We start from the raw sequence: 21,910 nt of genomic DNA, 5'->3' as shown, positions 1-21,910 counted from the left end.
TATAATCGCCGCCTTTTCATCGGGCTATACGATTTCTGACATGAACCAATCCAGCGACCTGATTCAATCGGCACAACGTACCATCCGCCTCGAGCTTGAAGCCGTGCAAGGCTTGCTGGCCCATATCGACGCTGATTTCGTACGCGCCTGCGAGATGATTCTGGCCAGCAAGGGCCGCGTGGTCGTGGTCGGCATGGGCAAGTCCGGGCACATCGGCAACAAGATCGCCGCCACCCTCGCCAGCACCGGCACCACGGCCTTTTTTGTCCACCCGGCCGAGGCCAGCCACGGCGACATGGGCATGATCACCCGGGACGACGTCATCCTGGCCTTGTCCAACTCCGGCTCCACCAATGAAATCATCACGTTGCTGCCGTTGATCAAACGCCTGGGCATCCAGTTGATCAGCATGACCGGCAACCCGGACTCGCCGCTGGCCAAGGCCGCCGAAGTGAACCTCAATGTTCATGTCGAACACGAAGCCTGCCCGCTGAACCTGGCGCCGACCTCCTCCACCACCGCAGCCCTGGTCATGGGCGACGCCCTGGCCGTGGCGCTGCTGGAGGCCCGGGGCTTCACCGCGGAAGACTTCGCCTTTTCCCATCCCGGTGGTGCCCTTGGCCGTCGCCTGCTGCTGAAAGTCGAAAACGTGATGCACGCCGGCCAGGCATTGCCACAGGTTGTGCGCGGCACGCTGCTCAAGGACGCGCTCATGGAGATGACCCGCAAGGGACTGGGCATGACGGTAGTGCTGGAAGCCGACGGCAAGCTCGCCGGGATCTTTACCGACGGCGACCTGCGCCGCACCCTGGACCGCGCCATCGACATCCACAGCGCGACCATCGAGCAAGTCATGACGCCCCACGGCAAGACCGCCCGTGCCGAGATGCTCGCCGCCGAGGCCCTGAAAATCATGGAAGACCACAAAATCAGTGCCCTGGTCGTCGTCGATGGCGAAGACCGTCCGGTGGGCGCCCTGAACATGCACGATTTGCTGCGCGCGGGAGTCATGTAAATGAACACAGATTTGTTGCAACGGGGCCAAGCCATCAAGCTGGCCGTGTTCGATGTGGACGGCGTACTGACTGACGGTCGCCTGTATTTCCTCGAAGACGGCAGCGAGTTCAAGACCTTCAACACCCTCGACGGCCAAGGCATCAAGATGTTGATGGCCGCCGGCGTGCAGACCGCTATCATCAGTGGCCGAAAGACCCCGGTGGTCGAGCGGCGCGCGAAGAACCTCGGCATCCCGCACCTTTACCAGGGGCGCGAAGACAAACTGGTGGTGCTGGACGAACTCTTGGGCCAACTCAACCTAAGCTATGAACAAGTGGCCTATCTCGGTGACGACCTGCCGGACCTGCCGGTGATTCGCCGGGTCGGCCTGGGCATGGCCGTCGCCAACGCGGCCAGTTTCGTGCGCGAGCACGCCCACGGAATCACCACGGCACGAGGCGGCGAAGGTGCCGCCCGCGAATTCTGTGAACTGATCCTGCGCGCCCAGGGCCGTCTCGAAGCGGCCAACGCCGCGTACCTGTGAGCCATTTATGCTGAGCAAAAAGATTCGCACCGTTGTGGTGTTTGCCTGTATCGCGGCGATTTTCGCCGCGGTGGGCTATTGGAACATCAGCCCTGAACGGTTTCTCGACCAGCCTGCGGCCCAAGTCGAGGAAAAGATCGACTGGTACGCGACCAACACCCACACCCTGCAGTACCTGCCCGACGGCAAAGTGCAATATGAGATGACGTCCGACAAGGTCGACCACGTCAAGGCCACTGACATTACGCTGGTCACCAAGCCGGACTTGAACATATTCCGCGGCACCGATTTTCCCTGGCATGTGCAGAGCGAGCACGCCGAAGTCAATTCCGGTGGCACCGAAGTGGAACTGATCGACTCGGTACGCATCGCCCGGACCGACGAAAAAAACCGTGCGACCATCATCACCAGCACACGCATGACGGTATTCCCGCAGCAAGAATATGCGCAGACCGAGCAACCCGTTAGAATCGACGGCGCCGGGGGTGTATCGACCGGCACGGGAATGAAGGCGTATTTGAAGGAAAGCAGGATACACCTGCTATCGAACGTAAGAGGACAGTATGAAGCTCGCTAAAACCCTCCCTATTTTGCTCAGTCTGGGCGCAGCACTGGGAAGCGCGAGCGCCTGGGCTCTTCCCACCGACCGCGACCAGCCTATCCGCATCCAGGCCGACGACGCGCAACTCGACGACAAGAATGGCGTCGCCACCTATAAAGGCGACGTGATCATCACCCAAGGCTCGATGAAGGTCACCGGCAACACCGTGACCATCACCCGCACCCAGTCCGGCGATATCGACGTGGTGACCTCGGTGGGCAACCTGGCCTATTTCGAGCAGATGCAAACCGCGGGCGACACCAAGCCGGTACAAGGCTACGGCGTTACCATCCAATATCACGCCTCCCAGGATCGCGTGGTCCTGATCGACCGCGCCAAGGTCGTCGACAAGGACAACAACGTCACCCAAGGCGAGAAAATCGTCTACGACACCAACAAGAAACTCGCCAGCGCCGGTCGCGCCACCGGCAGCAAGGTGACCGAGCAGCGTCCGCGGATCGACATGGTGATCCAGCCTAAAAAGAAAACCGAGCAGAAGGCCCAGTAATGGCAACTCTGAAAGCTCAGCACTTGGCCAAGAGCTACAAGAGCCGTCAAGTCGTGCGTGATGTCAGCCTGTCCATCGACAGCGGCCAGATCGTCGGCCTGCTCGGCCCCAATGGCGCGGGCAAGACCACTTGCTTCTACATGATCGTCGGCCTGGTCCAGGCCGATCAGGGTCGCGTACTGATCGACGACCTGGATGTCAGCCACCAGCCGATGCACGGCCGCGCGAAGGCCGGTATCGGCTATTTGCCGCAAGAAGCGTCGATCTTCCGCAAACTGTCGGTAGCCGACAACATCATGGCGATCCTCGAGACCCGCAAGGAACTCGACAAGGCCGGCCGTCGCCAGGAGCTGGAAAGCCTGTTGCAGGAATTCCACATCAGCCACATTCGCGACAACCTGGGCATGAGCCTGTCTGGTGGTGAACGGCGTCGCGTGGAAATCGCCCGCGCCCTGGCCACCGCGCCGAAATTCATCCTGCTCGACGAACCGTTCGCCGGCGTGGACCCGATCTCGGTGGGGGACATCAAGCAGATCATCCATCACCTCAAGGCCAAGGGCATCGGCGTACTGATCACCGACCACAACGTGCGCGAGACGCTGGATATCTGCGAAACCGCCTACATTGTCAATGACGGCCAGTTGATCGCCGAAGGTGACTCCGCTGCGATCCTGGCCAACGACCTGGTCAAGGAAGTGTACCTGGGCCATGAGTTCCGCCTGTAAGCACACATGTCTGGCGAATTGCCGGGGCGTCGTTTAATTTTATTATGGCGACGCTCTAGGCAAACACTTCAGTTTCAGGCATATAATTTGCTTAAGTTTGGCGCTCCGGCGCCCTGTAGTGGATGGCGCATGTGCGCCGGCGAATAAGGTGTTAAGCCCCTGCCATGAAACCATCGCTAGTCTTGAGAATGGGCCAGCAGCTGACGATGACACCGCAGCTGCAACAGGCCATCCGCCTGCTCCAATTGTCGACCCTGGACCTGCAACAGGAAATCCAGGAGGCGCTGGAGTCCAATCCGATGCTCGAACGCCAGGAAGAAGGCGACGACTTCGATAACACCGATCCGCTGGCCGACAACGTCGAGCAGAAGACCAACACCGAAATCCCGGAACCGTCCTACCAGGAAGCCGCCCCGACGGTGGACAACCTCGAGGAAGGCGAATGGAACGAACGCATTCCCAACGAGCTGCCCGTGGACACGGCCTGGGAAGACGTCTACCAGACCAGCGCCAGCAACCTGCCAAGCAGCGATGACGACGAGTGGGACTTCACCACCCGCACCTCTGCCGGCGAGAGCCTGCAAAGCCACTTGTTGTGGCAACTGAACCTGGCGCCGATGTCCGACACCGATCGCCTGATCGCCGTGACCCTGATCGATTGCATCAACAACCAGGGCTACCTGGACGAGACCCTCGAGGAGATCCTCGAAGCCTTCGACCCCGAGCTCGACATCGAGCTGGACGAGATCGAAGCCGTCCTCCATCGCATCCAGCAGTTCGAGCCGGCCGGCATCGGCGCTCGCAACCTGGGCGAGTGCCTGTTGCTGCAATTGCGCCAGTTGTCCGCCAAGACACCGTGGCTGGCCGAAGCCAAGCGACTGGTCACCGATTACATCGACCTGCTGGGCGGTCGCGACTACAGCCAACTGATGCGCCGCATGAAGCTCAAGGAAGATGAGCTGCGCCAGGTCATCGAGCTGGTGCAGAGCCTCAACCCGCGCCCCGGCTCGCAGATCGAATCCACCGAGCCTGAGTACGTGGTGCCCGACGTGATCGTGCGCAAGCACAATGATCGCTGGCTGGTGGAGCTCAACCAGGAGTCGGTGCCCAAGCTGCGCGTCAACGCCCAGTACGCTGGCTTCGTCAAGCGTGCCGACACCAGCGCCGACAACACCTTCATGCGCAATCAGCTGCAGGAGGCCCGCTGGTTCATCAAGAGCCTGCAAAGCCGCAACGAAACATTGATGAAAGTTGCCACCCAGATCGTCGAGCATCAGCGCGGCTTCCTGGAGTACGGCGATGAAGCGATGAAACCGTTGGTCCTGCATGACATTGCCGAAGCCGTGGGCATGCACGAATCGACGATTTCCCGGGTGACCACCCAGAAATTCATGCATACCCCCCGGGGCATCTATGAATTGAAATACTTTTTCTCCAGCCACGTCAGCACCTCCGAAGGCGGCGAATGCTCGTCCACGGCCATCCGCGCGATCATCAAAAAACTGGTGGCTGCGGAAAATCAGAAAAAGCCGTTGAGTGACAGCAAGATCGCTGGTTTACTGGAGGCACAAGGCATTCAGGTGGCCCGCCGTACCGTCGCCAAGTACCGTGAATCCCTCGGGATCGCGCCTTCGAGCGAGCGCAAGCGGTTGATGTAACAAGGCCACGCCACAGCGTTCCAGTGGCAGGCATTTCTGCCTGCCGCTTTATGCACTGGCAACGAAGGAGAAGCTGTATGCAAGTCAACATCAGTGGACACCAACTGGAAGTGACCGAACCCCTGCGCACCTACATCGGCGAAAAACTCGACCGATTGGAGAGGCATTTCGACAAGATCACCAACGTGCAAGTCACGATGAACGTCGAGAAGCTGCTGCAGAAAATCGAAGCCACGCTGCATATTCCCGGCGGAGAAGTGGTTGCCAACGCAGAGCACACAGACATGTATGCCGCGATTGACCTGCTGACCGACAAGCTGGATCGCCAACTCAAAAAGCATAAGGAAAAGACCCAGAGCCTCCTCCAGGGCGCTACCGGTCGTTAACCCCCCCAATCCATGATCCGACTAGAAACCATCCTGACCCCCGGCCGTTCCCAAGTGAACGCGCCGGGCGGCAGTAAAAAGAAAGCCCTCGAACAAATTGCCAACCTGATCCACCGCGAGGTGCCTGATCTGGTGATGCAGGACGTCTTCGAGGCCCTGGTTGCCCGTGAAAAACTCGGTTCCACCGGTTTTGGCAACGGCATCGCCATTCCTCACTGCCGTCTCAAGGGGTGTGCCGCGCCGATCAGCGCATTGTTGCACCTTGATACGCCCATAGATTTCGACGCCATCGACGGCGCCCCGGTCGACCTGCTGTTTGTATTGCTGGTTCCGGAAGCGGCGACCGATGCGCACCTCGAGCTGCTGCGCCAGATTGCCAGCATGCTGGACCGCAAGGAAGTGCGCGAAAAACTGCGCAGCGCACCGAGTAACGAAGCTTTGTACCAGGTGGTCCTGGACGAGCAGAACGGTCATTAAACATGCGCATGATCATCGTCAGTGGCCGCTCCGGCTCCGGTAAAAGCACGGCCCTCAACGTGCTTGAGGACAGCGGCTACTATTGCATCGACAACCTGCCCGCCGGCCTGCTGCCAGAACTGGCCGAGCGCGCCCTGATCCACACGGAACTGGCGCAGTCGCTGGTGGCGGTGTCCATCGATGCGCGCAATCTGCCGAGCCACCTGTCGCGCTTCCCTGAACTGCTCGAGGAAGTGCGCAGCCGGCATATCCAGTGCGATGTGTTGTACCTGGATGCCGATGAGGAGACGCTGCTCAAGCGCTTTTCCGAAACCCGCCGGCGCCACCCCCTGAGCAACGCCAACCGCTCCCTGGCCGAAGCCATCGAGGATGAAAGCCAACTGCTGGGGCCGATTGCCGACCTGGCCGACCTGAAGGTCAACACCACGCACCTGAACCTGTATCAGCTACGTGACACGATCAAGCTGCGCCTGCTGAACCAGCCGGAGCCGGGCACGGCGTTCCTGGTGGAGTCGTTCGGTTTCAAGCGTGGCATGCCGGTGGACGCCGACCTGGTGTTCGATGTGCGCTGCCTGCCCAACCCCTATTGGAAGCCGGAATTGCGCGAGCAGTCCGGGCTTGACCAACCGGTGATCGACTACCTGGCCGCACAGCCGGACGTCGAGGAAATGTACCAGGACATCTCCAGCTACCTGCTCAAATGGCTACCCCGCTTTGCCGCGAGCAATCGCGCCTACGTCACGATTGCCATCGGCTGTACCGGCGGTCATCACCGCTCCGTCTACCTGACCGAACGCCTGGGTCAGCTCCTGCAACAATCCCTGAAGAATGTCCAGGTTCGCCACCGCGACCTCAGCTAAAGGATTCACATCGCGATGCCTGCTCGGGAAATTGAAATCATCAACAAGCTGGGTTTGCATGCCCGAGCGTCGGCAAAATTCGTCGGTGTGGCGGGAAAGTTTCCAGATACCACCATCAGGGTCGGACGTACGCCCGAGAGCACCGTCGACGGTAAAAGCATCATGGCGATGATGATGCTCGCCGCTGGCAAGGGCACGAAGATTCACCTGAGCACTGAAGGGGAGCAGGCGCAGGAAGCGATGGATGCGCTGGTGGCGCTGATCAACAACTACTTTGACGAAGGCGAATAACCGCCCCTGGACTCGAGCCGAGCTTAGTTGTGGCGAGGGAGCTTGCTCCCGCTCGGCTGCGAAGCAGCCGTAAATCCACAGCAGGAAAACACAACGGGGCCTGCTTCGCAGGCCAGCGGGAGCAAGCTCCCTCGCCACAACAGCACAAACGCATGGTCCCTGGATTGCATCAGGCCAACGCCGTATCCAACACCATCATCAGACAAAACCCCACCAGCAATCCCAGGCTCGCCAATTTCTCGTAACCATTGCGACGGGATTCGGGAATCACCTCATGGGTCACCACCAGCAGCATCGCCCCGGCCGCCAAGGCCAGACCCAGGGGCAAGAGCATCTCGGCCAGGCTCACCAACCAGGCGCACAACAGCGCGAACACGGGCTCGACCAGCCCGGACGCGGCGCCAATCAGGAACGCCTTCACCCGCGACATACCCGCCGCGGCCAGCACCAGCGCGATCACCAGCCCTTCGGGGACATCCTGCAAGGCGATGCCCATTGCCAGGCTGTCGGCATCCGGCATGCCGCCGCCTGCTGACACGCCCACCGCCATGCCTTCCGGAATGTTGTGGGCGATGATGGCGAACACGAACAACCAGATCCGCGGCGCAATGACCGGACGTCCTGGCGCTGCGACCAGCCGTTCGGGGCTGGCTGAGACCTTGCGGTCCACCAGGTACAGCCCGAACGCCCCCGACATGATGCCAAAACAGATAAGACCGCTGGCGGCCCAAGGCGTGAGTCCCAGTTGCTCGGCCGCGGCAATGCCCGGCACGATCAGCGAAAACGCCGTGGCGGCGAGCATTACCCCGGCCCCGAAGCCTAGCAGCGAATCGCTCACGGCCTGGGGCATGCGTCGAATGACCAGCACCGGCACGGCCCCCAGCGCGGTGCCCAAAGCGCACAACCCTCCGCCTTGAAGTGCCCGCAACAGCTTGGGCTCCAGGTCCAGCCACGCCAGGCCCTGGGCCGCCAACAACGTCATGCCGGCCAACAGCAACAGCGACCCCAAGGCATAGCGGAACATCCGTCCGCCGCCAATCGCCAGTGTTTGAGTGTCCATGATCAGCCTTGGGTTGTGTTCATGAAGGACTTGAAGCCAGCGCTGCCTGATAGCGTCGGGCAACTTCAGGCCAATTGATCACGTTGTAGAAGGCGTTGATGTATTCAGGTCGACGGTTCTGGTAGCGCAAGTAATAGGCGTGCTCCCAAACGTCGAGACCAAGAATCGGCGTGTTGCCATTCATCAAGGGACTGTCCTGGTTGCCGCTGCTTTCCACCACCAGGGTCTTTTGCGGGGTCACGCTCAACCAGGCCCAGCCGCTGCCAAACCGGGTCAACGCCGCTTTGGTGAAGGCTTCCTTGAAACGCTCGATGCCGCCCAGTTGCGCGTCGATCGCCGCCGCCAGGGCGCCCTCGGGCTGGCCGCCGCCCTGGGGCGTCATCACCTCCCAGAACAACGAATGGTTGGCGTGACCACCGCCCTGGTTGATCACCGCGGCCTTCAGGCTTTGTGGCAACTGCTCCACGCTGGCCACCAGTTTTTCGACGGGCCATTCGGCGTATTCGGTGCCATCCACCGCCGCGTTGAGGTTATTGATGTAGGTCTGGTGGTGCTTGGTGTAGTGGATCTCCATGGTTTGCGCATCGATGTGCGGTTCCAGGGCGTCGTAGGCGTAAGGCAATGCAGGCAAGGTAAAAGCCATGTTCAATGAACTCCATGATGAAGAGGGGCATAGCGCGGCCGGGGCGTGGTGGCATTGCAGTGCAGCAGACGTTGGGTACGCGGGTACTCACCGTGCTCGCTGATGAAATTCAGCAGTTCGACATAGGTCTTGTGGCTCTGGCGTTGCGCAGCGGCGCGCAGGGCCGGTGCCAGGCGTTCGTCCTGCATTGTCCGCAACAACCGCTGGTGGATCGCGCATAAGTATTCGGCGCTCTCCTCCGGCTGGTTCAAGCGCAGGTGAAGGTCCGCCAGGTTGTGGTGGGAGACGACGCAGGCAGCCACGGCTTCGTCGGCGTCCGCCCAACGCTCGAACAACACTTGGGCCAGCGCCAGGGCTTGCAGGTAGGCTTCGCGGGCATCCACCAGCTCGCCTTGCATGAAACAGCGATTGGCCCGTTCGATCGTACGTTTCCAATGTTCCATGATGAGTCCTCCACACAGGTGTCGGGGGTTACACGCCGCCAGCGGTGAGCTTCTCCGGGTCCAGCAGGACTTCGAGTTCGCTGCGCGTCAGGTCGGTGTGTTCCAGGGCGACATCGATGACCGGCCGGCCTTGCTGGTAAGCCTTCTTGGCGATTTCAGCGGCCTTCTGGTAACCGATGATCGGGTTCAGCGCGGTCACCAGGATCGGGTTGCGCGACAACGCTTCCTTGAGCCTGGCTTCGTTGACCTTGAACGTGGCGATGGCCTTGTCCGCCAGCAAGCGGCTGGCGCTGGACATCAGGGTGATGCTGCTCAGCAGGTTCTGGGCAATGATCGGCAGCATCACGTTCAATTCGAAATTGCCCGATTGACCGGCGATGGTGATCACCGTGTCGTTGCCGATCACCTGGGCCGCCACCATCGCGGTGGCTTCAGGAATGACCGGGTTGACCTTGCCGGGCATGATCGAGGAACCCGGCTGCAAGCCCTCGAGTTCGATCTCGCCCAGGCCTGCCAGCGGCCCGGAATTCATCCAGCGCAGGTCGTTGGCGATTTTCATCAGCGACACGGCCGTGGTCTTGAGCTGCCCGGAAACCGCCACGGCGGTGTCTTGGGAGCCGATCAAGGCGAACAGGTTCTTGCCTGGGGTGAATTGCACCTGGGTCAATTGCGTCAGTTGCTGGCTGAACAACTCGGCGAAGCGCGGATGGGCATTGACCCCAGTGCCCACCGCCGTACCCCCCTGGGCCAGGGATTGCAGGCTCGGCAGCAGGTCCTGCAAGTGGCCGATATTGGCCTTGAGTTGCTGGGCCCAACCGTCGAGCACCTGGCTCAGGCGCACCGGCATGGCATCCATCAGATGGGTGCGGCCGGTCTTGATGAACGGGTGGACTTCTTTCGCCTTGCGCTCGATCACCTGCACCAGGTGCAACAGCGCCGGTAGCAGTTGCTCATGCAAGGCCAGCGCGGCGCTGACATGAATGCTGGTGGGAATGATGTCGTTGCTGCTCTGGCCGCAGTTGACGTGGTCGTTCGGGTTGACCGTCTCTCCCAGCAGGCCGCTGGCGAGGGTGGCGATCACTTCGTTGGCGTTCATGTTGGAACTGGTGCCGGAGCCGGTCTGGAAGATATCCACCGGGAAATGGTCCATGTAACGACCTTCGAGCAGTCCCAGGGCGGCATCGACGATGGCCTTGCCCTGGGCCGCGCTGATCTGCTCCAGCTCTACGTTGGCCCGTGCGGCCGCGGCCTTGGCCAGGATCAGGGCTCGGATGAATTGCGTCGGCATCCGCTGGCCGCTGACCGGGAAGTTTTCCACGGCACGCTGGGTCTGGGCGCCATAGAGAGCGTCCACCGGGACGTGCAACTCGCCCATGCTGTCGCGTTCGATACGGGTATTACTCATCGGGAGATCCTTGCACCAATTCAATAAGGGGAATCGACGGCGCCAGGGCACAGGTGGCCAGCGCCCAGGCGTGACGCTGCCAACGCTTGAGGCGGCAGCGGCACAGTGATTGTCGTTCGAGGTCACGCAATGGTCGCCAGGCCTGGTCAAGGCAGAGGCTGCGCCAATGCCAGGGCAGCGCGACGTCCGAGGCGGTGTCGAGCAGCAAACGGAAGGCAGTTTCGGAAATCATCCACGGCGAGGTGGCGGTACAACCCGCCAGGTAGCGGCCCTCGGCCAGGTAATGCTCGATCAGCCGCGGCTCGTCCGGGTTCATCGCGCAACGGATCTGGCGACTCATCCAGCGCCAGCTTTCAAGGTAGGGTTGTTCGTGCAGGGCAGAACTCATGACCGGGGCTCACTCGGCGAATGAGATTCATTATTAGATGATAATAAGAAGCAACACAACCGCAAGCGATACAAATTCATCGTGGCGAGGGAGCTTGCTCCCGCTCGGTTGCGCAGCGACCGCAAGATTTTTGGGTCGCTTCGCGGCCCAGCGGGAGCAAGCTCCCTCGCCACAAAAGCGCTCTCGCCACAGGATCGTCGGGCACAAAAAAGGCGCGTCACCCCCAGTGGATGACGCGCCTTTTTTACACGGTGAGGCGTTAGCTCCCCGCCACCATCATCCGCTCGATCAGCACCGAGCCGGTGCGGATGTTGCTGCGCAATTCCAGATCGTTGCCCACGGCCACGATCTGTTTGAACATGTCGCGCATGTTCCCGGCGATGGTCACTTCCTGGACCGGGAACTGGATCTCGCCGTTCTCGACCCAGAAACCCGCCGCGCCACGGGAATAATCCCCGGTGACCATGTTCAGGCCGTGGCCCATCAGTTCCGTCACCAGCAGGCCCCGACCCATGCGGCGCAGCAAGGCAGCCTGGTCTTCTTCGCCATGGGTCACGAACAGGTTATGCACGCCACCGGCATTGGCGGTGCTCGGCATGCCGAGCTTACGGCCCGAATAGGTGCCGAGGATGTAGGACACCAGTTCGCCGTTTTCCACGAACGGCTTGGCATAGGTGGCCAGGCCATCGCCATCGAACGCCGAACTGCCCATGGCCTGCATCAGGTGCGGACGCTCGTCGATGGTCATCCATTCCGGGAACAGCTTCTGGCCCAGCGCGCCCTCGAGGAACGACGACTTGCGGTACAAGTTGCCGCCGGACACCGCTGACAAGAAGCTGCCGAACAGTCCACCGGCCAACTCGGCCGAAAACAGCACCGGCACTTCGCAGGTCGGCACCGGCCGCGCGCCCAGGCGGCTGGCCGCCCGTTGCGCGGCTTTGCGGCCGATGCTCACCGGGTCCGCCAGCAAGGTGCCCTGGCGGCTCACGTCGTACCAGTAGTCGCGCTGCATCTGGCCGTCGGCTTCGGCGATCATCACGCAACTGAGGCTGTGACGGGTCGATGCATAACCGCCGATGAAACCGTGGCTGTTGCCGTAGACCCGGCAGCCCTGGTGGGTATTGAGCGTCGTGCCGTCGGCGTTCTTGATCCGGCTGTCGGCCTCGAATGCCGCCGCTTCGCAACGCAGTGCCTGCTCGATGGCCTGCTCTGGGGTGATGTCCCAGGCGTGGAACAGGTCGAAATCCTTCAGTTCCTTGCACATCAGCGCAGCATCGGCCAGGCCCGAAGCTTCGTCTTCGGAGGTGTGCTGGGCAATCGCCAGCGCGGCGGCGACGGTTTCGCGGATGGCGTCCGGGCCGCTGGCCGAGGTGCTGGCCGAGCCCTTGCGCTGGCCCACGTACAAGGTGATGCCAAACCCCTGGTCGCGATTGAACTCGACGGTTTCCACCTCGCGCTGGCGTACCGACGTCGACAGGCCCTGCTCCAGGGACACCGCCACTTCGCATGCACTGGCACCCTGGCGCTTGGCCTCGGCGAGGATCTGCTCGACCTGTTCCTGCAGTGCCGGCAATGCTTGCGGGCCGACGCTTTGAACTGCACTCATGGTGTTCTCCACTCAAATTCTGTTTTCGGTGATGGCCATCGAGCGACCGGGCCGGACAAGCGGCCCCCGACTGGTTATCATGGCGGCGTTTCTTTGCGGACTGCCACCATGGTTGATTCTTACGACGACTCCCTCTACGAGGGTGAAAAAAGCAAATCCCAGGTCAAACGCGAGCTGCATGCTCTGGTTGACCTCGGCGAGCGCCTGACAACACTCAAGCCTGACTTGCTGGCCAAACTGCCTTTGACCGACGCCTTGCGCCGGGCCCTGGCCGATGCGCCCAAGCACACCGCGAATATCGCGCGTAAACGGCACCTGCAATTCATCGGCAAACTGATGCGCGATCAGGACACTGACGCCATCCTGGTGCTGCTCGATCAACTCGATGCCTCCACCCGACAGTACAACGAACGTTTCCACAACCTGGAACGCTGGCGCGATCGCTTGATCGCAGGCGACGACGGCACCCTGGAAAAGTTCGTCATCGACTACCCGGAGGCCGATCGCCAGCAACTGCGCTCCCTGATCCGTCAGGCCCAGCACGAACTGGCGCAGAACAAGCCACCGGCCTCGAGCCGTAAAATCTTCAAGTACATTCGTGAGCTGGACGAGACTCAACGCGGCCTGCGTTGAACTTCACCCGCTTCACGCCCCTCCACGGGGTGACTGTTACCGTGGCGAGGGAGCTTGCTCCCGCTGGGCTACGCAGTAGCCCAAATGCGGTTGCTACGCAACCGAGCGGGAGCAAGCGCCCTCGCCACGACTCAAGCAAGTCCCCGAATGTCCTCAAGCGCCCGTGCCACCCACGGTAATCGCATCGATCTTCAGGGTCGGCTGGCCGACGCCCACCGGCACCGATTGCCCGTCCTTGCCGCACGTACCCACCCCGCTGTCCAGCGACAGGTCGTTACCCACCATCGACACCTTGCTCATCGCCTCCGGCCCGTTGCCGATCAGGGTCGCGCCCTTGACCGGTGCGGTGATCTTGCCGTCTTCGATCAGGTAGGCCTCGCTGGTGGAGAACACGAATTTGCCGCTGGTGATGTCCACTTGGCCACCGCCGAGGTTGGCGCAATAAATACCTTTTTTCACCGAGGCGATGATCTCCGCCGGATCGCTCTGGCCACCCAGCATGTAGGTGTTGGTCATGCGCGGCATCGGCAGGTGTGCGTAAGACTCACGGCGACCGTTGCCGGTGCGGGCCACACCCATCAATCGGGCGTTGAGCTTGTCCTGCATGTAGCCCTTGAGCACACCGTTTTCGATCAGCGTGGTGCATTCGGTCGGCGTGCCTTCATCGTCGACGCTCAGGGAGCCACGACGCCCGGCCAGGGTGCCGTCATCGACAATGGTGCAGAGCTTCGAGGCGACCATTTCCCCCATGCGCCCACTGTAGGCCGAGCTGCCCTTGCGGTTGAAGTCGCCTTCCAGGCCGTGGCCCACCGCTTCGTGCAGCAGCACGCCGGACCAGCCGGAGCCGAGCACCACGGGTAATGTACCGGCCGGGGCCGGGATGGCTTCGAGGTTGACCAACGCCTGGCGCAGTGCTTCGCGGGCATAGCCCATGGCGCGGTCTTCACTGAGGAAATAACGGTAGTCGGTGCGCCCGCCGCCGCCATGGCCGCCGCGCTCGCGACGGCCGTTCTGCTCGACGATCACGCTGACGTTGAAACGCACCAATGGCCGCACGTCCGCCGCCAGGCCACCGTCGGTGGAGGCCACCAGGATCCGTTCCCAGACCCCGGCCATGCTGACCGACACTTGCTGGATACGCGGGTCGAGGGCGCGGGTGGCGACGTCGATGCGCTTGAGCAGCTCGACTTTTTCGGCGCGGCTCATGACTTCCAGCGGGTTGTCCGGGGCATAGAGCTGCGCCACGTCCTGGCTGCTGAATGCCTGGACCGTGCCGTTCTGCCCGGCCCGGGAGATCGAGCGGGCCGCACGGGCCGCTGCGCCGAGGGCTTCGAGGGTGATGGCGTTGCTGTAGGCAAAACCGGTTTTTTCGCCGGACTGGGCACGCACGCCCACGCCCTGGTCGAGGTTGAAACTGCCCTCCTTGACGATGCCGTCTTCCAGCGACCAGGACTCGGAGATCTGGCCTTGGAAATACAGGTCGGCGGCATCGATACCCGGGCCGGCCAGGTCGCCCAGCACGCCTTGCAGGCTTTCGAGGGTCACGCCGCCGGGGGCTAAAAGGTGTTCACTGACTGAGGACAACAACCCGCTCATATGTTTTACGCCTTGAATTCGTCGTCTTGGACAGGCCGCTGTCGAGCGCCCTGCGAGAAAAAGCGCCGATGGCTGGCCACCGGCATGCGCGCCCTGATGGACGCCTGTTCGCTGCTGTCGCGCTCGGCCACCAGCACGGCCTCGCCTTGATCCTGTTGTGCCAGCACGCGGCCCCACGGGTCGACAATCGCGGCATGGCCAAAGGTTTCCCGAGGCCCCGGATGCACGCCACCCTGGGCGGCCGCCAGCACATAGCACTGGGTCTCGATGGCCCGGGCGCGGATCAGCACGTCCCAATGGGCCGCACCGGTCACCGCGGTAAACGCCGACGGTGCCGTGATCAGCTCGGCCCCGGCAGCGCGTAGTTCGCTGTAGAGCTCCGGGAACCGCAAGTCATAACAGACCGTCAGGCCAACGCGGCCGACGGGGGTATCGGCCACCACCACGTTGGCACCATAAGCATAGTCATCCGACTCCCGATAGCGCCCGCGATTGTCCGCCACGTCCACATCGAACAGGTGCAGCTTGTCGTAGCGCGCCACGACCTGGCCCTGGTCATCGACCAGCAACGAACAGGCATGGGACCGGCCCTCGGGCTGGTCCTTGGGTGGCAACGGCAGCGTGCCGGCCACAATCCATAACTTGAGGTCACGGGCGGCCTGTTTCAACCAGGGCAGGATCGGTCCCTGACCAAAGGATTCGGCACGCCCGATGTCGGCCACGTCCCGCCGCCCCATCGCCGCGAAATTCTCCGGCAGCACCGCCAGCCTCGCACCGCCAGCGGCAGCCTGCTCCAGCAGCACCCAGGCACGGGCCAGGTTCGCGAGCACATCGCTTTGGCTGACCATTTGAATCACGGCGACTGGCATGGTACTTCCCTCACTTCTCGTATCACTCACCTGTGGGAGCGGGCTTGCTCGCGAAGGCGGTATGTCTGTCACATCAATATTGACTGTGCCGACGCTTTCGCGAGCAAGCCCGCTCCCACAGGGGATTCGCGCCAACTCGTCAAAACGGCTTGTCAAAGGTGATCTTCGGCTCTTTCCACGGCCCCTTGACGTCGTATCTTACGCTGGCAAAGCGCGCCACGCGGTCACCGATCAGCTTGTCGATCAGAAACAGCGCCCCACCCACCGCCGGCGCGCCAACGATCAGCGCGGCAATCGGCAGGTTGTTGGTCACCGGAAGCGTCACCAACAGCTTGGCATCGACCCGGTCGGCCACCATGTCCAGCGTGCCGTTGAGTTCCAGGTTGCTCGACGGCCCGGTCAGGGTAATGGGTTCGCGGGTCACGTACACCCCGTCGCTCGCCACCAGCAGCCCCTTGACCCGGTCGTAGCTCAAGCCCTTGCCGAACAGGTCGGAGAAGTCCAGGCGCAAGCGTCGACCGATGGAGTTGAAGTTCAGCAGGCCAAACACCCGTAATGCCCGGGCGCTGCCTTCGACTTCGACGAACTGGCCCTTGCTCAACGACGCGTCGAGGCTGCCGGAAAAGCGCTTGGTGGCGACCCAGGCTGGCGAGCCCGGCCAACGGCCATCGACATCCAGGCGGAACGCCTGGCTGGTCACGCTTGGCGCAAACCCCCAGCCCTTGAGCACATCGCCCAGGTTCTTGCCGCTGATCCGGCCCTTGTACCAACTGCTAGTGGAACCGGGCACGCCTTCCCAGCCGCCACTGCCGTTCAACACCATGCCCTTGAGGCCCATGTCCAAGTTGTTCAGCGCGATACCCTTGGCGGTCGGTCGCACTTTCAACGACCACGCGCCGATCAGATCGGGGCCTTGGAACAGTTGGTCGATGGCGATATCCATGGCCGGGATCTTGCCGGGATCGATCGACGCCAGCGGGTCCGGCGCATTTTCATCCGCCTGGACCGTCGGGTCTGTGGCCGGCAGGCGAACGTAATCAAGCTTGATACCAATCGGTGCGGCCTTGGCGTCCGGCAGGTTGACGTTGCCCTTGGCCTGCTGGCTGGCGAGCTGCAAGGCCCAGGAGTCCGGCTTGCGGTCCAGTTGCACCGAGGCTTGGTCGAGGGTAGTGCCCATGGCCGTGAGTTTGCCGACGGTCAGGTCGACGCTGCTGAGCAGTTGCTTGGCACTGCCGCCTGGGTCGTGGCCGGCGTACTTGTTCACCAGGTCCTGCCAGGGGCTGACGTCCAGTTCCGACAACGTGCCACGCAGCCGCAGGCCCTTGGCGCCCGGCAACACCGCGTCGCCGGCGCCCAGCAACAATTCGCCGCGACCGTCAGCGACTTTCCCGCTTGGCGCGGCGTACGTGAAGCTGGCGAGGTCGCCATAGTCGGCCCAATAACGCCGCTCCGGCCCTTGCAAGGTCATGCGAAACACCGTGTCACGCCCGACGTCGGCGGCCATGCCGAAGGGGGCCGGCAGGTCGATGGCCACGCCCTTGAGGCTGGAACTGACCGACAACTGGCTGTCGGCGCCGTCGAGGATCACTTGTAACTGGTAGGGCACGACGCCGGAGACCGGCAGCGGTTGGGTGACATTCAGCCAACTGGTGAGTTTCTTGACCTCCACTTGCCCAGACGCGGTGACCCGCGTATTGAGCGCACCAGCACGGCCCTCGGCGAAAATCTGCGCGGTCACGGGGCGGTCGAATGCCCGGGCACTGATGCCCTTGCCGCTCAGGCCCTTGTGGCTGTCGAAGCGGAAATCACCCTTGAGCTGGGTCAGCTCCAACGCCGGTTCGCTGAGTTTGAGCCGGGCCTTGTCGGTGGCGAAATCCACCTGGATCTTCGGCTGCTCGCCTTTGACCAGCGGGATATCGAGCTTCACGCTGCCGTTCAGGTCGCCCTCGCCTTCCCAGCCGGCGAACGTCTCGGCCGTGCCGATCGGCGCGGTCTGGAGGATTTTCAGGCCGTCGCCCAGCCCGCCGGCGAACCCGCCGTCCAGCAGCAGATGGGAACTCTGCCCGGTCGGTACGTGGGGAATGTTCACCGAAATATCCCTGACCTGAGTATCGAGCAACTGCCCTTGGCTGGCGAAGATGCGCACGCCGCTGTCTTCGACGAAGACATCGCCGCTGACCTTGCTGACCGAAGGCCAGCCCGGCTGGAACGCCAGCTCGGCGTCATGCACCTTGAAAAACAGACTGATGCTGCGGTCCGCGTCCCCGGCACCTTTGTTCAACGAGCCTTGGTACTGGAAAAAACCCTCGTCCACCGCGCCCTTGACGATGGCCGTGCGCAGCCACTCATCCAGCGCCGGGCTGAGCACAGCCGGCAGGTACTTGGCGGTGTAGCGCCCATCGCCGTCCACCAGGCCGACCCGCAGGTCCATGTAGTCCTCCTGGCTATGGTCGAAATGCAGGCGGATCAGGAAGTCGCCAGCAATCCGGCCCTCCTCGCCCAGCACTTTCAGGTACGGCGCGATCAGGGTGAAGCCTTGCTTGTCGAGCTTCCAGGTCAGCCGGGCGTTGGCTTGCAGGTACTGCCAGGGCTTGGCGAAGATCGGGTCCAGGTGCAGGGAAAAGTCCTTGCTGTCCATGCGCAGCTCGCCGCCGCCCAGGTCGCCGCTCAGGCTCCCGGAAACGTTACGCGCCGCCGGGGCGCCGCGATAGGCATTGAAACCGACAGTGTCCAGGTTGGTGGCGAAGCTGATTTTCTGGGCGCCGGTGTTCTGCGGCCGATAGTCCAACAGCACGTTGCGCAGGGCGCCGGTCACCTTGAGCCGGTCAATCGTCGTGGCCAGGCCTTCGGGCAAAGGCGCCAGGGCGTTGAGCAACGGCGTGAGCGGAGTCAGGTCCAGGCGATCGGCCTGCAGGTGCCAACGCTCCTCGGCTTGCTCGGTGGCGGCGCTTTGTTGCAGTTGCAGGTGCGATTCCCAGCGGGTTTCGCCCAGGTTCATCGCCAGGGAGTCGAAGGTCGCGGTGAACCCTTGGCTGCCGCGCTGGAAGTACGCATTGAGGGCCAGGTTGTGGATCTGCACCGGCTTGCGCTCGCCATAGGCGCCGTCGAGCTGCGGCGCGTTCAGGCGCATGGCCGCGCTTTGCACCGTGCCCTCGCCCCAACTGAGCCAGAATTCGCCGCCGGCCTGGATCCGGGAAAAATTCCATTGCTGGGTCAGGCGCTTCGGCAGCCATTTGGACCAGTCGCTTTGCGGCAGGCTCAAGTAGGCGTCGGCCTGGCCATTCTTCCAGTCGCTGGCGCGCAGGCGAGTGCGCAGGTTGATCGCCACCGGCTGGCCGTCGGGCAGGGTCAGGCGTGCGTCCAAGCGCTGGCGGGAGACGCCGGTGCGCAGGCTCAAGCCGACGTAGGTCAGGGTCAGTGGGGGTTGCTCGACGGGTTGCAAGGTCACCTGGCTATCGAGCACCGAGAGCCTTGAAACCATTTGCATGCGTTCGAGCAATTGCTGCGGATCGAGGGGCTGATCGTCCTTCACCGGCAGGCCTTCCAGGGCCCACTTGCCGTCGGCGCCTTCCTTGAGGCTGATCTTCAGGCCGCTGACTTCCAGGTGGGCGATGCGCACCTGCCGCGCCAACACGCTGTCCCACAGGTCGGGCACGGCCCGCACCTGATCCAGGTGCAAGGCGTTGGGGCCCTCGCCAACCACCACGTCGCGCGCCGCCACGATCGGCGCCAGGGCGTCCCAACTGCCGTCGAGACTGCCGATGTGCACGGGCATGCCCATGGCCGCGCCGGCGCGGGCCTCGACCTCGGCGCGGTATTCGGCCACCAGCGGGACCAGCTCGCGACCGAGGCTGACGTACAACGCCAGCAGCACCAGCAGCAGCGCGCAAAGCCCCAAGCCCCAACGAGTCAGCGTCGCGATCAAGCGTGTCAGACACTCCATGTCAGTGGGCTCCCCTGGCAAAGACAATCAAATCCGCGGGCCCGCCGCTTCCCAAGCTCTTCAGAGCAACACCACGTCGTATTGTTCCTGGGAGTACATGGTTTCGACCTGGAAGCGAATCGTGCGTCCGATAAACGCTTCCAGCTCCGCGACATTGCCTGACTCCTCATCGAGCAGACGGTCCACCACTTTCTGGTTCGCCAACACTCTATAACCGGTCGCCTGGTAGGCGCGCGCCTCCCGGAGGATTTCCCGGAAGATTTCGTAACACACGGTTTCCGGGGTCTTCAGCTTGCCGCGCCCCTGGCAACTGCTGCACGGCTCGCACAGCACCTGCTCGAGGCTTTCGCGGGTACGCTTGCGGGTCATCTGCACCAGGCCCAGTTCGGTGATGCCGATGATGTTGGTCTTGGCGTGATCGCGTTCGAGTTGTTTTTCCAGGGTCCGCAGTACCTGGCGCTGATGCTCTTCATCTTCCATGTCGATGAAGTCGATGATGATGATCCCCCCCAGGTTGCGCAGGCGCAGTTGCCGGGCGATGGCCGTGGCGGCTTCCAGGTTGGTCTTGAAGATGGTTTCTTCCAGGTTGCGGTGGCCGACGAACGCCCCGGTGTTGACGTCGATGGTGCTCATGGCTTCGGCTGGATCGACCACCAGGTACCCGCCCGACTTGAGCGGCACCTTGCGCTCCAGGGCCTTCTGGATTTCGTCCTCGACGCCGTACAGATCGAAAATCGGCCGCTCGCCAGGGTAATGCTCGAGACGGTCGGCGATTTCCGGCATCAGTTCGGCGACGAACTGGGTGGTTTTCTGGAAGGTTTCCCGGGAATCGATGCGGATCTTCTCGATCTTGGGGCTGACCAGGTCACGCAAGGTTCGCAGCGCCAGGCCCAGGTCTTCGTAGATCACGCTGGGGGTGGCGATGGTCTTGATCTGCGCGGCGATCTGGTCCCAGAGCCTTCGCAGGTAGCGGATGTCCATGAGGATTTCATCGGCCCCGGCCCCTTCGGCGGCGGTGCGCAGGATGAAGCCTCCGGTTTCCTTGATGCCCTCTTTTTCCACGCAGTCGCTGACCACCTGCTTGAGGCGCTCGCGCTCGGCTTCGTCTTCGATCTTCAGGGAAATGCCCACATGGGCGGTACGCGGCATGTACACCAGGTAGCGCGACGGGATCGACAGTTGCGTGGTCAGGCGCGCGCCCTTGGAGCCAATGGGGTCCTTGGTGACCTGCACCACCAGGCTCTGGCCTTCGTGCACCAGGGCGCTGATGCTCTCCACGGCCGGCCCTTCGCGCATGGATATTTCCGAGGCGTGGATAAATGCCGCGCGGTCCAGGCCGATGTCGACGAAGGCCGCCTGCATGCCCGGCAGCACCCGCACGACCTTGCCCTTGTAGATGTTGCCGACGATGCCACGTTTTTGCGTGCGCTCGACGTGAACCTCTTGCAACACGCCGTTTTCAACCACCGCCACGCGCGATTCCATCGGCGTGATGTTGATCAGGATCTCTTCACTCATGGCAGGGTCTCGTTCAGGCATGTTCACGATAATGGCCGCATCAAGTCGGACGGCGCTCAGCGCACGCTCAAGGTTTGCCAACAGGGTATGCCGAAATGGCCCAGCAGTTCTGCGGTTTCGCACAGCGGCAGGCCGACCACGGCCGAATAACTGCCTTCCAGCCCGGCGACGAACACCGCGCCCAGCCCTTGGATACCATAGCCGCCCGCCTTGTCCCGGGGTTCGCCGCTGGCCCAATAGGCCAGCGCTTCCTGCTCGGTAATGGGTCGGAAACGCACCCGGCTGCGCACCACCCGGGGCTCGCAGCGCAAGCCGTCCAGCACGGCAATGGCGGTCAGCACCTCATGCTCGCGACCGGACAGGCTCAGCAGCATGGACAAGGCGTCGGCCTGGTCCATGGGCTTGCCGAGAATCCGCCCCTCCAGCACCACGGCGGTGTCCGCCCCGAGCACGCAGCCATCCACACCGGGTTGCAGCGCACGTAGCCCAGCCTCGGCCTTGCCACGCGCCAGACGCTCGACATAGGCCGATGGGGTTTCGTGGTCCAGGGGAGTTTCGTCGATGTCCGCGCCGACGGCGGTAAAGGGCACGCCAATCTGCGTGAGCAGCTCACGCCGACGCGGCGAGCCTGAGGCGAGGTAAAGCGGTTTCATCAAGACATCTCCCTAACGCGACCGGCTTTTGTGGCGAGGGAGCTTGCTCCCGCTGGGCTGCGTAGCGGCCCCAATCCTACGGTCGCTACGCAACCGAGCGGGAGCAA

At 62.7% G+C, this 21,910-nt stretch carries 22 protein-coding genes; 11 read left to right on the top strand and 11 right to left on the bottom strand.

All coding sequences use genetic code 11. The features are described from left to right. Window positions 1-40: 40 nt before the first annotated feature. The 10 genes from HU767_RS21545 (at window position 41) to HU767_RS21500 (ending at window position 7,046) form a co-directional block, all read left to right on the top strand. Window positions 41-1,015 carry a KpsF/GutQ family sugar-phosphate isomerase gene (locus HU767_RS21545; protein ID WP_186708801.1) on the top strand — a complete coding sequence of 325 codons (975 nt, stop codon included), beginning with the start codon at window positions 41-43 and terminating at the stop codon, window positions 1,013-1,015. Further along, window positions 1,016-1,540 carry an HAD family hydrolase gene (locus tag HU767_RS21540; RefSeq protein ID WP_186708798.1) on the top strand — a complete coding sequence of 175 codons (525 nt, stop codon included), beginning with the start codon at window positions 1,016-1,018 and terminating at the stop codon, window positions 1,538-1,540. It begins immediately after the preceding gene. Between the two features lie 7 nt (window positions 1,541-1,547). Further along, window positions 1,548-2,117, top strand: coding sequence for an LPS export ABC transporter periplasmic protein LptC (lptC, locus tag HU767_RS21535; protein ID WP_186730417.1), 570 nt, complete (start codon window positions 1,548-1,550; stop codon window positions 2,115-2,117). Beyond that, the gene (lptA, locus tag HU767_RS21530) at window positions 2,104-2,649 is read left to right on the top strand and encodes a lipopolysaccharide transport periplasmic protein LptA (protein ID WP_186708793.1); all 546 of its coding nucleotides are present in this window, start codon (window positions 2,104-2,106) and stop codon (window positions 2,647-2,649) included. Before lptC ends, lptA begins: the two co-directional genes overlap by 14 nt. After that, on the top strand, window positions 2,649-3,374 hold the full coding sequence (gene lptB, locus HU767_RS21525; RefSeq protein ID WP_018614004.1) for an LPS export ABC transporter ATP-binding protein: 726 nt from the start codon (window positions 2,649-2,651) through the stop codon (window positions 3,372-3,374). Before lptA ends, lptB begins: the two co-directional genes overlap by 1 nt. Window positions 3,375-3,538: 164 nt before the next feature. Beyond that, window positions 3,539-5,032 (top strand): RNA polymerase factor sigma-54, encoded by a 1,494-nt coding sequence (locus HU767_RS21520; protein ID WP_186708766.1) that lies wholly within the window; start codon window positions 3,539-3,541, stop codon window positions 5,030-5,032. Window positions 5,033-5,109: 77 nt separating this feature from the next. Beyond that, the gene (gene raiA / locus HU767_RS21515) at window positions 5,110-5,418 is read left to right on the top strand and encodes a ribosome-associated translation inhibitor RaiA (RefSeq protein ID WP_003178005.1); all 309 of its coding nucleotides are present in this window, start codon (window positions 5,110-5,112) and stop codon (window positions 5,416-5,418) included. Window positions 5,419-5,430: 12 nt separating this feature from the next. Next, on the top strand, window positions 5,431-5,895 hold the full coding sequence (gene ptsN / locus HU767_RS21510) for a PTS IIA-like nitrogen regulatory protein PtsN (RefSeq protein ID WP_186708763.1): 465 nt from the start codon (window positions 5,431-5,433) through the stop codon (window positions 5,893-5,895). A gap of 2 nt (window positions 5,896-5,897) precedes the next feature. Then, entirely contained in the window at window positions 5,898-6,755 is an 858-nt protein-coding gene (gene rapZ / locus HU767_RS21505; protein ID WP_186708760.1) for an RNase adapter RapZ, read from the top strand. A 15-nt stretch (window positions 6,756-6,770) separates the two neighbouring features. Then, entirely contained in the window at window positions 6,771-7,046 is a 276-nt protein-coding gene (locus HU767_RS21500) for an HPr family phosphocarrier protein (protein WP_186708757.1), read from the top strand. Between the two features lie 169 nt (window positions 7,047-7,215). Here the strand turns inward: HU767_RS21500 and HU767_RS21495 are convergent, their stop codons facing one another. From HU767_RS21495 to pmbA, 6 genes are all read right to left on the bottom strand, one after another. Further along, window positions 7,216-8,106, bottom strand: a complete 891-nt coding sequence (locus tag HU767_RS21495) for a ZIP family metal transporter (protein ID WP_186708755.1) — start codon at window positions 8,104-8,106, stop codon at window positions 7,216-7,218. 19 nt (window positions 8,107-8,125) lie between these two features. Beyond that, window positions 8,126-8,749 (bottom strand): superoxide dismutase, encoded by a 624-nt coding sequence (locus HU767_RS21490; RefSeq protein ID WP_186708752.1) that lies wholly within the window; start codon window positions 8,747-8,749, stop codon window positions 8,126-8,128. A 2-nt stretch (window positions 8,750-8,751) separates the two neighbouring features. Beyond that, window positions 8,752-9,192 carry a hypothetical protein gene (locus HU767_RS21485; protein WP_186730416.1) on the bottom strand — a complete coding sequence of 147 codons (441 nt, stop codon included), beginning with the start codon at window positions 9,190-9,192 and terminating at the stop codon, window positions 8,752-8,754. A gap of 28 nt (window positions 9,193-9,220) precedes the next feature. Continuing rightward, window positions 9,221-10,597, bottom strand: a complete 1,377-nt coding sequence (locus HU767_RS21480; protein WP_186730415.1) for a class II fumarate hydratase — start codon at window positions 10,595-10,597, stop codon at window positions 9,221-9,223. Then, complete coding sequence (locus HU767_RS21475; protein ID WP_186730414.1) at window positions 10,590-10,985, bottom strand: FagA protein; 396 nt, start codon at window positions 10,983-10,985, stop codon at window positions 10,590-10,592. Before HU767_RS21475 ends, HU767_RS21480 begins: the two co-directional genes overlap by 8 nt. A 259-nt stretch (window positions 10,986-11,244) precedes the next feature. Continuing rightward, entirely contained in the window at window positions 11,245-12,591 is a 1,347-nt protein-coding gene (pmbA, locus tag HU767_RS21470; RefSeq protein ID WP_186710683.1) for a metalloprotease PmbA, read from the bottom strand. A gap of 108 nt (window positions 12,592-12,699) precedes the next feature. Here pmbA and yjgA point away from each other — a divergent pair, with 108 nt between their 5' ends. After that, window positions 12,700-13,224: a ribosome biogenesis factor YjgA gene (gene yjgA, locus HU767_RS21465; protein WP_014336624.1), complete on the top strand. Its 525-nt coding sequence runs from the start codon at window positions 12,700-12,702 to the stop codon at window positions 13,222-13,224. Window positions 13,225-13,377: 153 nt separating this feature from the next. Here yjgA and tldD read toward each other — a convergent pair whose 3' ends face one another. The 5 genes from tldD to HU767_RS21440 all read right to left on the bottom strand — a co-directional run bounded on the left by tldD (window position 13,378) and on the right by HU767_RS21440 (window position 21,803). Next, window positions 13,378-14,820 carry a metalloprotease TldD gene (gene tldD / locus HU767_RS21460; protein ID WP_186710681.1) on the bottom strand — a complete coding sequence of 481 codons (1,443 nt, stop codon included), beginning with the start codon at window positions 14,818-14,820 and terminating at the stop codon, window positions 13,378-13,380. Between the two features lie 5 nt (window positions 14,821-14,825). After that, window positions 14,826-15,689 (bottom strand): carbon-nitrogen hydrolase family protein, encoded by an 864-nt coding sequence (locus HU767_RS21455; RefSeq protein ID WP_186730413.1) that lies wholly within the window; start codon window positions 15,687-15,689, stop codon window positions 14,826-14,828. Window positions 15,690-15,828: 139 nt separating this feature from the next. Next, complete coding sequence (locus HU767_RS21450) at window positions 15,829-19,632, bottom strand: YhdP family protein (RefSeq protein WP_186730412.1); 3,804 nt, start codon at window positions 19,630-19,632, stop codon at window positions 15,829-15,831. Window positions 19,633-19,692: 60 nt separating this feature from the next. Next, window positions 19,693-21,150 carry a ribonuclease G gene (gene rng / locus HU767_RS21445; RefSeq protein WP_053118461.1) on the bottom strand — a complete coding sequence of 486 codons (1,458 nt, stop codon included), beginning with the start codon at window positions 21,148-21,150 and terminating at the stop codon, window positions 19,693-19,695. Between the two features lie 56 nt (window positions 21,151-21,206). Beyond that, window positions 21,207-21,803, bottom strand: coding sequence for a Maf family protein (locus HU767_RS21440; RefSeq protein ID WP_186730411.1), 597 nt, complete (start codon window positions 21,801-21,803; stop codon window positions 21,207-21,209). Between the last annotated feature and the right edge of the window lie 107 nt (window positions 21,804-21,910).

The sequence above is a fragment of the Pseudomonas sp. SWRI179 genome (assembly GCF_014268705.1).
Classification (GTDB): Bacteria; Pseudomonadota; Gammaproteobacteria; order Pseudomonadales; family Pseudomonadaceae; genus Aquipseudomonas; species Aquipseudomonas zanjanensis.
The sequence above is the reverse complement of the archived record's forward strand: the minus strand, read 5'-3'. Positions and strand labels throughout refer to the sequence as shown.

Coding starts and splice junctions, on each gene's coding strand:
- rapZ (WP_186708760.1), top strand. CDS start 5,898: ATGCGCATGATCATCGTCAGTGGCCGCTCCGGCTCCGGTAAAAGCACG.
- rng (WP_053118461.1), bottom strand. CDS start 21,150: ATGAGTGAAGAGATCCTGATCAACATCACGCCGATGGAATCGCGCGTG.
- tldD (WP_186710681.1), bottom strand. CDS start 14,820: ATGAGCGGGTTGTTGTCCTCAGTCAGTGAACACCTTTTAGCCCCCGGC.
- lptB (WP_018614004.1), top strand. CDS start 2,649: ATGGCAACTCTGAAAGCTCAGCACTTGGCCAAGAGCTACAAGAGCCGT.
- ptsN (WP_186708763.1), top strand. CDS start 5,431: ATGATCCGACTAGAAACCATCCTGACCCCCGGCCGTTCCCAAGTGAAC.
- HU767_RS21520 (WP_186708766.1), top strand. CDS start 3,539: ATGAAACCATCGCTAGTCTTGAGAATGGGCCAGCAGCTGACGATGACA.
- HU767_RS21480 (WP_186730415.1), bottom strand. CDS start 10,597: ATGAGTAATACCCGTATCGAACGCGACAGCATGGGCGAGTTGCACGTC.
- HU767_RS21495 (WP_186708755.1), bottom strand. CDS start 8,106: ATGGACACTCAAACACTGGCGATTGGCGGCGGACGGATGTTCCGCTAT.
- lptC (WP_186730417.1), top strand. CDS start 1,548: ATGCTGAGCAAAAAGATTCGCACCGTTGTGGTGTTTGCCTGTATCGCG.
- yjgA (WP_014336624.1), top strand. CDS start 12,700: ATGGTTGATTCTTACGACGACTCCCTCTACGAGGGTGAAAAAAGCAAA.
- HU767_RS21455 (WP_186730413.1), bottom strand. CDS start 15,689: ATGCCAGTCGCCGTGATTCAAATGGTCAGCCAAAGCGATGTGCTCGCG.
- pmbA (WP_186710683.1), bottom strand. CDS start 12,591: ATGAGTGCAGTTCAAAGCGTCGGCCCGCAAGCATTGCCGGCACTGCAG.
- HU767_RS21440 (WP_186730411.1), bottom strand. CDS start 21,803: ATGAAACCGCTTTACCTCGCCTCAGGCTCGCCGCGTCGGCGTGAGCTG.
- raiA (WP_003178005.1), top strand. CDS start 5,110: ATGCAAGTCAACATCAGTGGACACCAACTGGAAGTGACCGAACCCCTG.
- lptA (WP_186708793.1), top strand. CDS start 2,104: ATGAAGCTCGCTAAAACCCTCCCTATTTTGCTCAGTCTGGGCGCAGCA.
- HU767_RS21485 (WP_186730416.1), bottom strand. CDS start 9,192: ATGGAACATTGGAAACGTACGATCGAACGGGCCAATCGCTGTTTCATG.
- HU767_RS21545 (WP_186708801.1), top strand. CDS start 41: ATGAACCAATCCAGCGACCTGATTCAATCGGCACAACGTACCATCCGC.
- HU767_RS21475 (WP_186730414.1), bottom strand. CDS start 10,985: ATGAGTTCTGCCCTGCACGAACAACCCTACCTTGAAAGCTGGCGCTGG.
- HU767_RS21500 (WP_186708757.1), top strand. CDS start 6,771: ATGCCTGCTCGGGAAATTGAAATCATCAACAAGCTGGGTTTGCATGCC.
- HU767_RS21540 (WP_186708798.1), top strand. CDS start 1,016: ATGAACACAGATTTGTTGCAACGGGGCCAAGCCATCAAGCTGGCCGTG.
- HU767_RS21450 (WP_186730412.1), bottom strand. CDS start 19,632: ATGGAGTGTCTGACACGCTTGATCGCGACGCTGACTCGTTGGGGCTTG.
- HU767_RS21490 (WP_186708752.1), bottom strand. CDS start 8,749: ATGGCTTTTACCTTGCCTGCATTGCCTTACGCCTACGACGCCCTGGAA.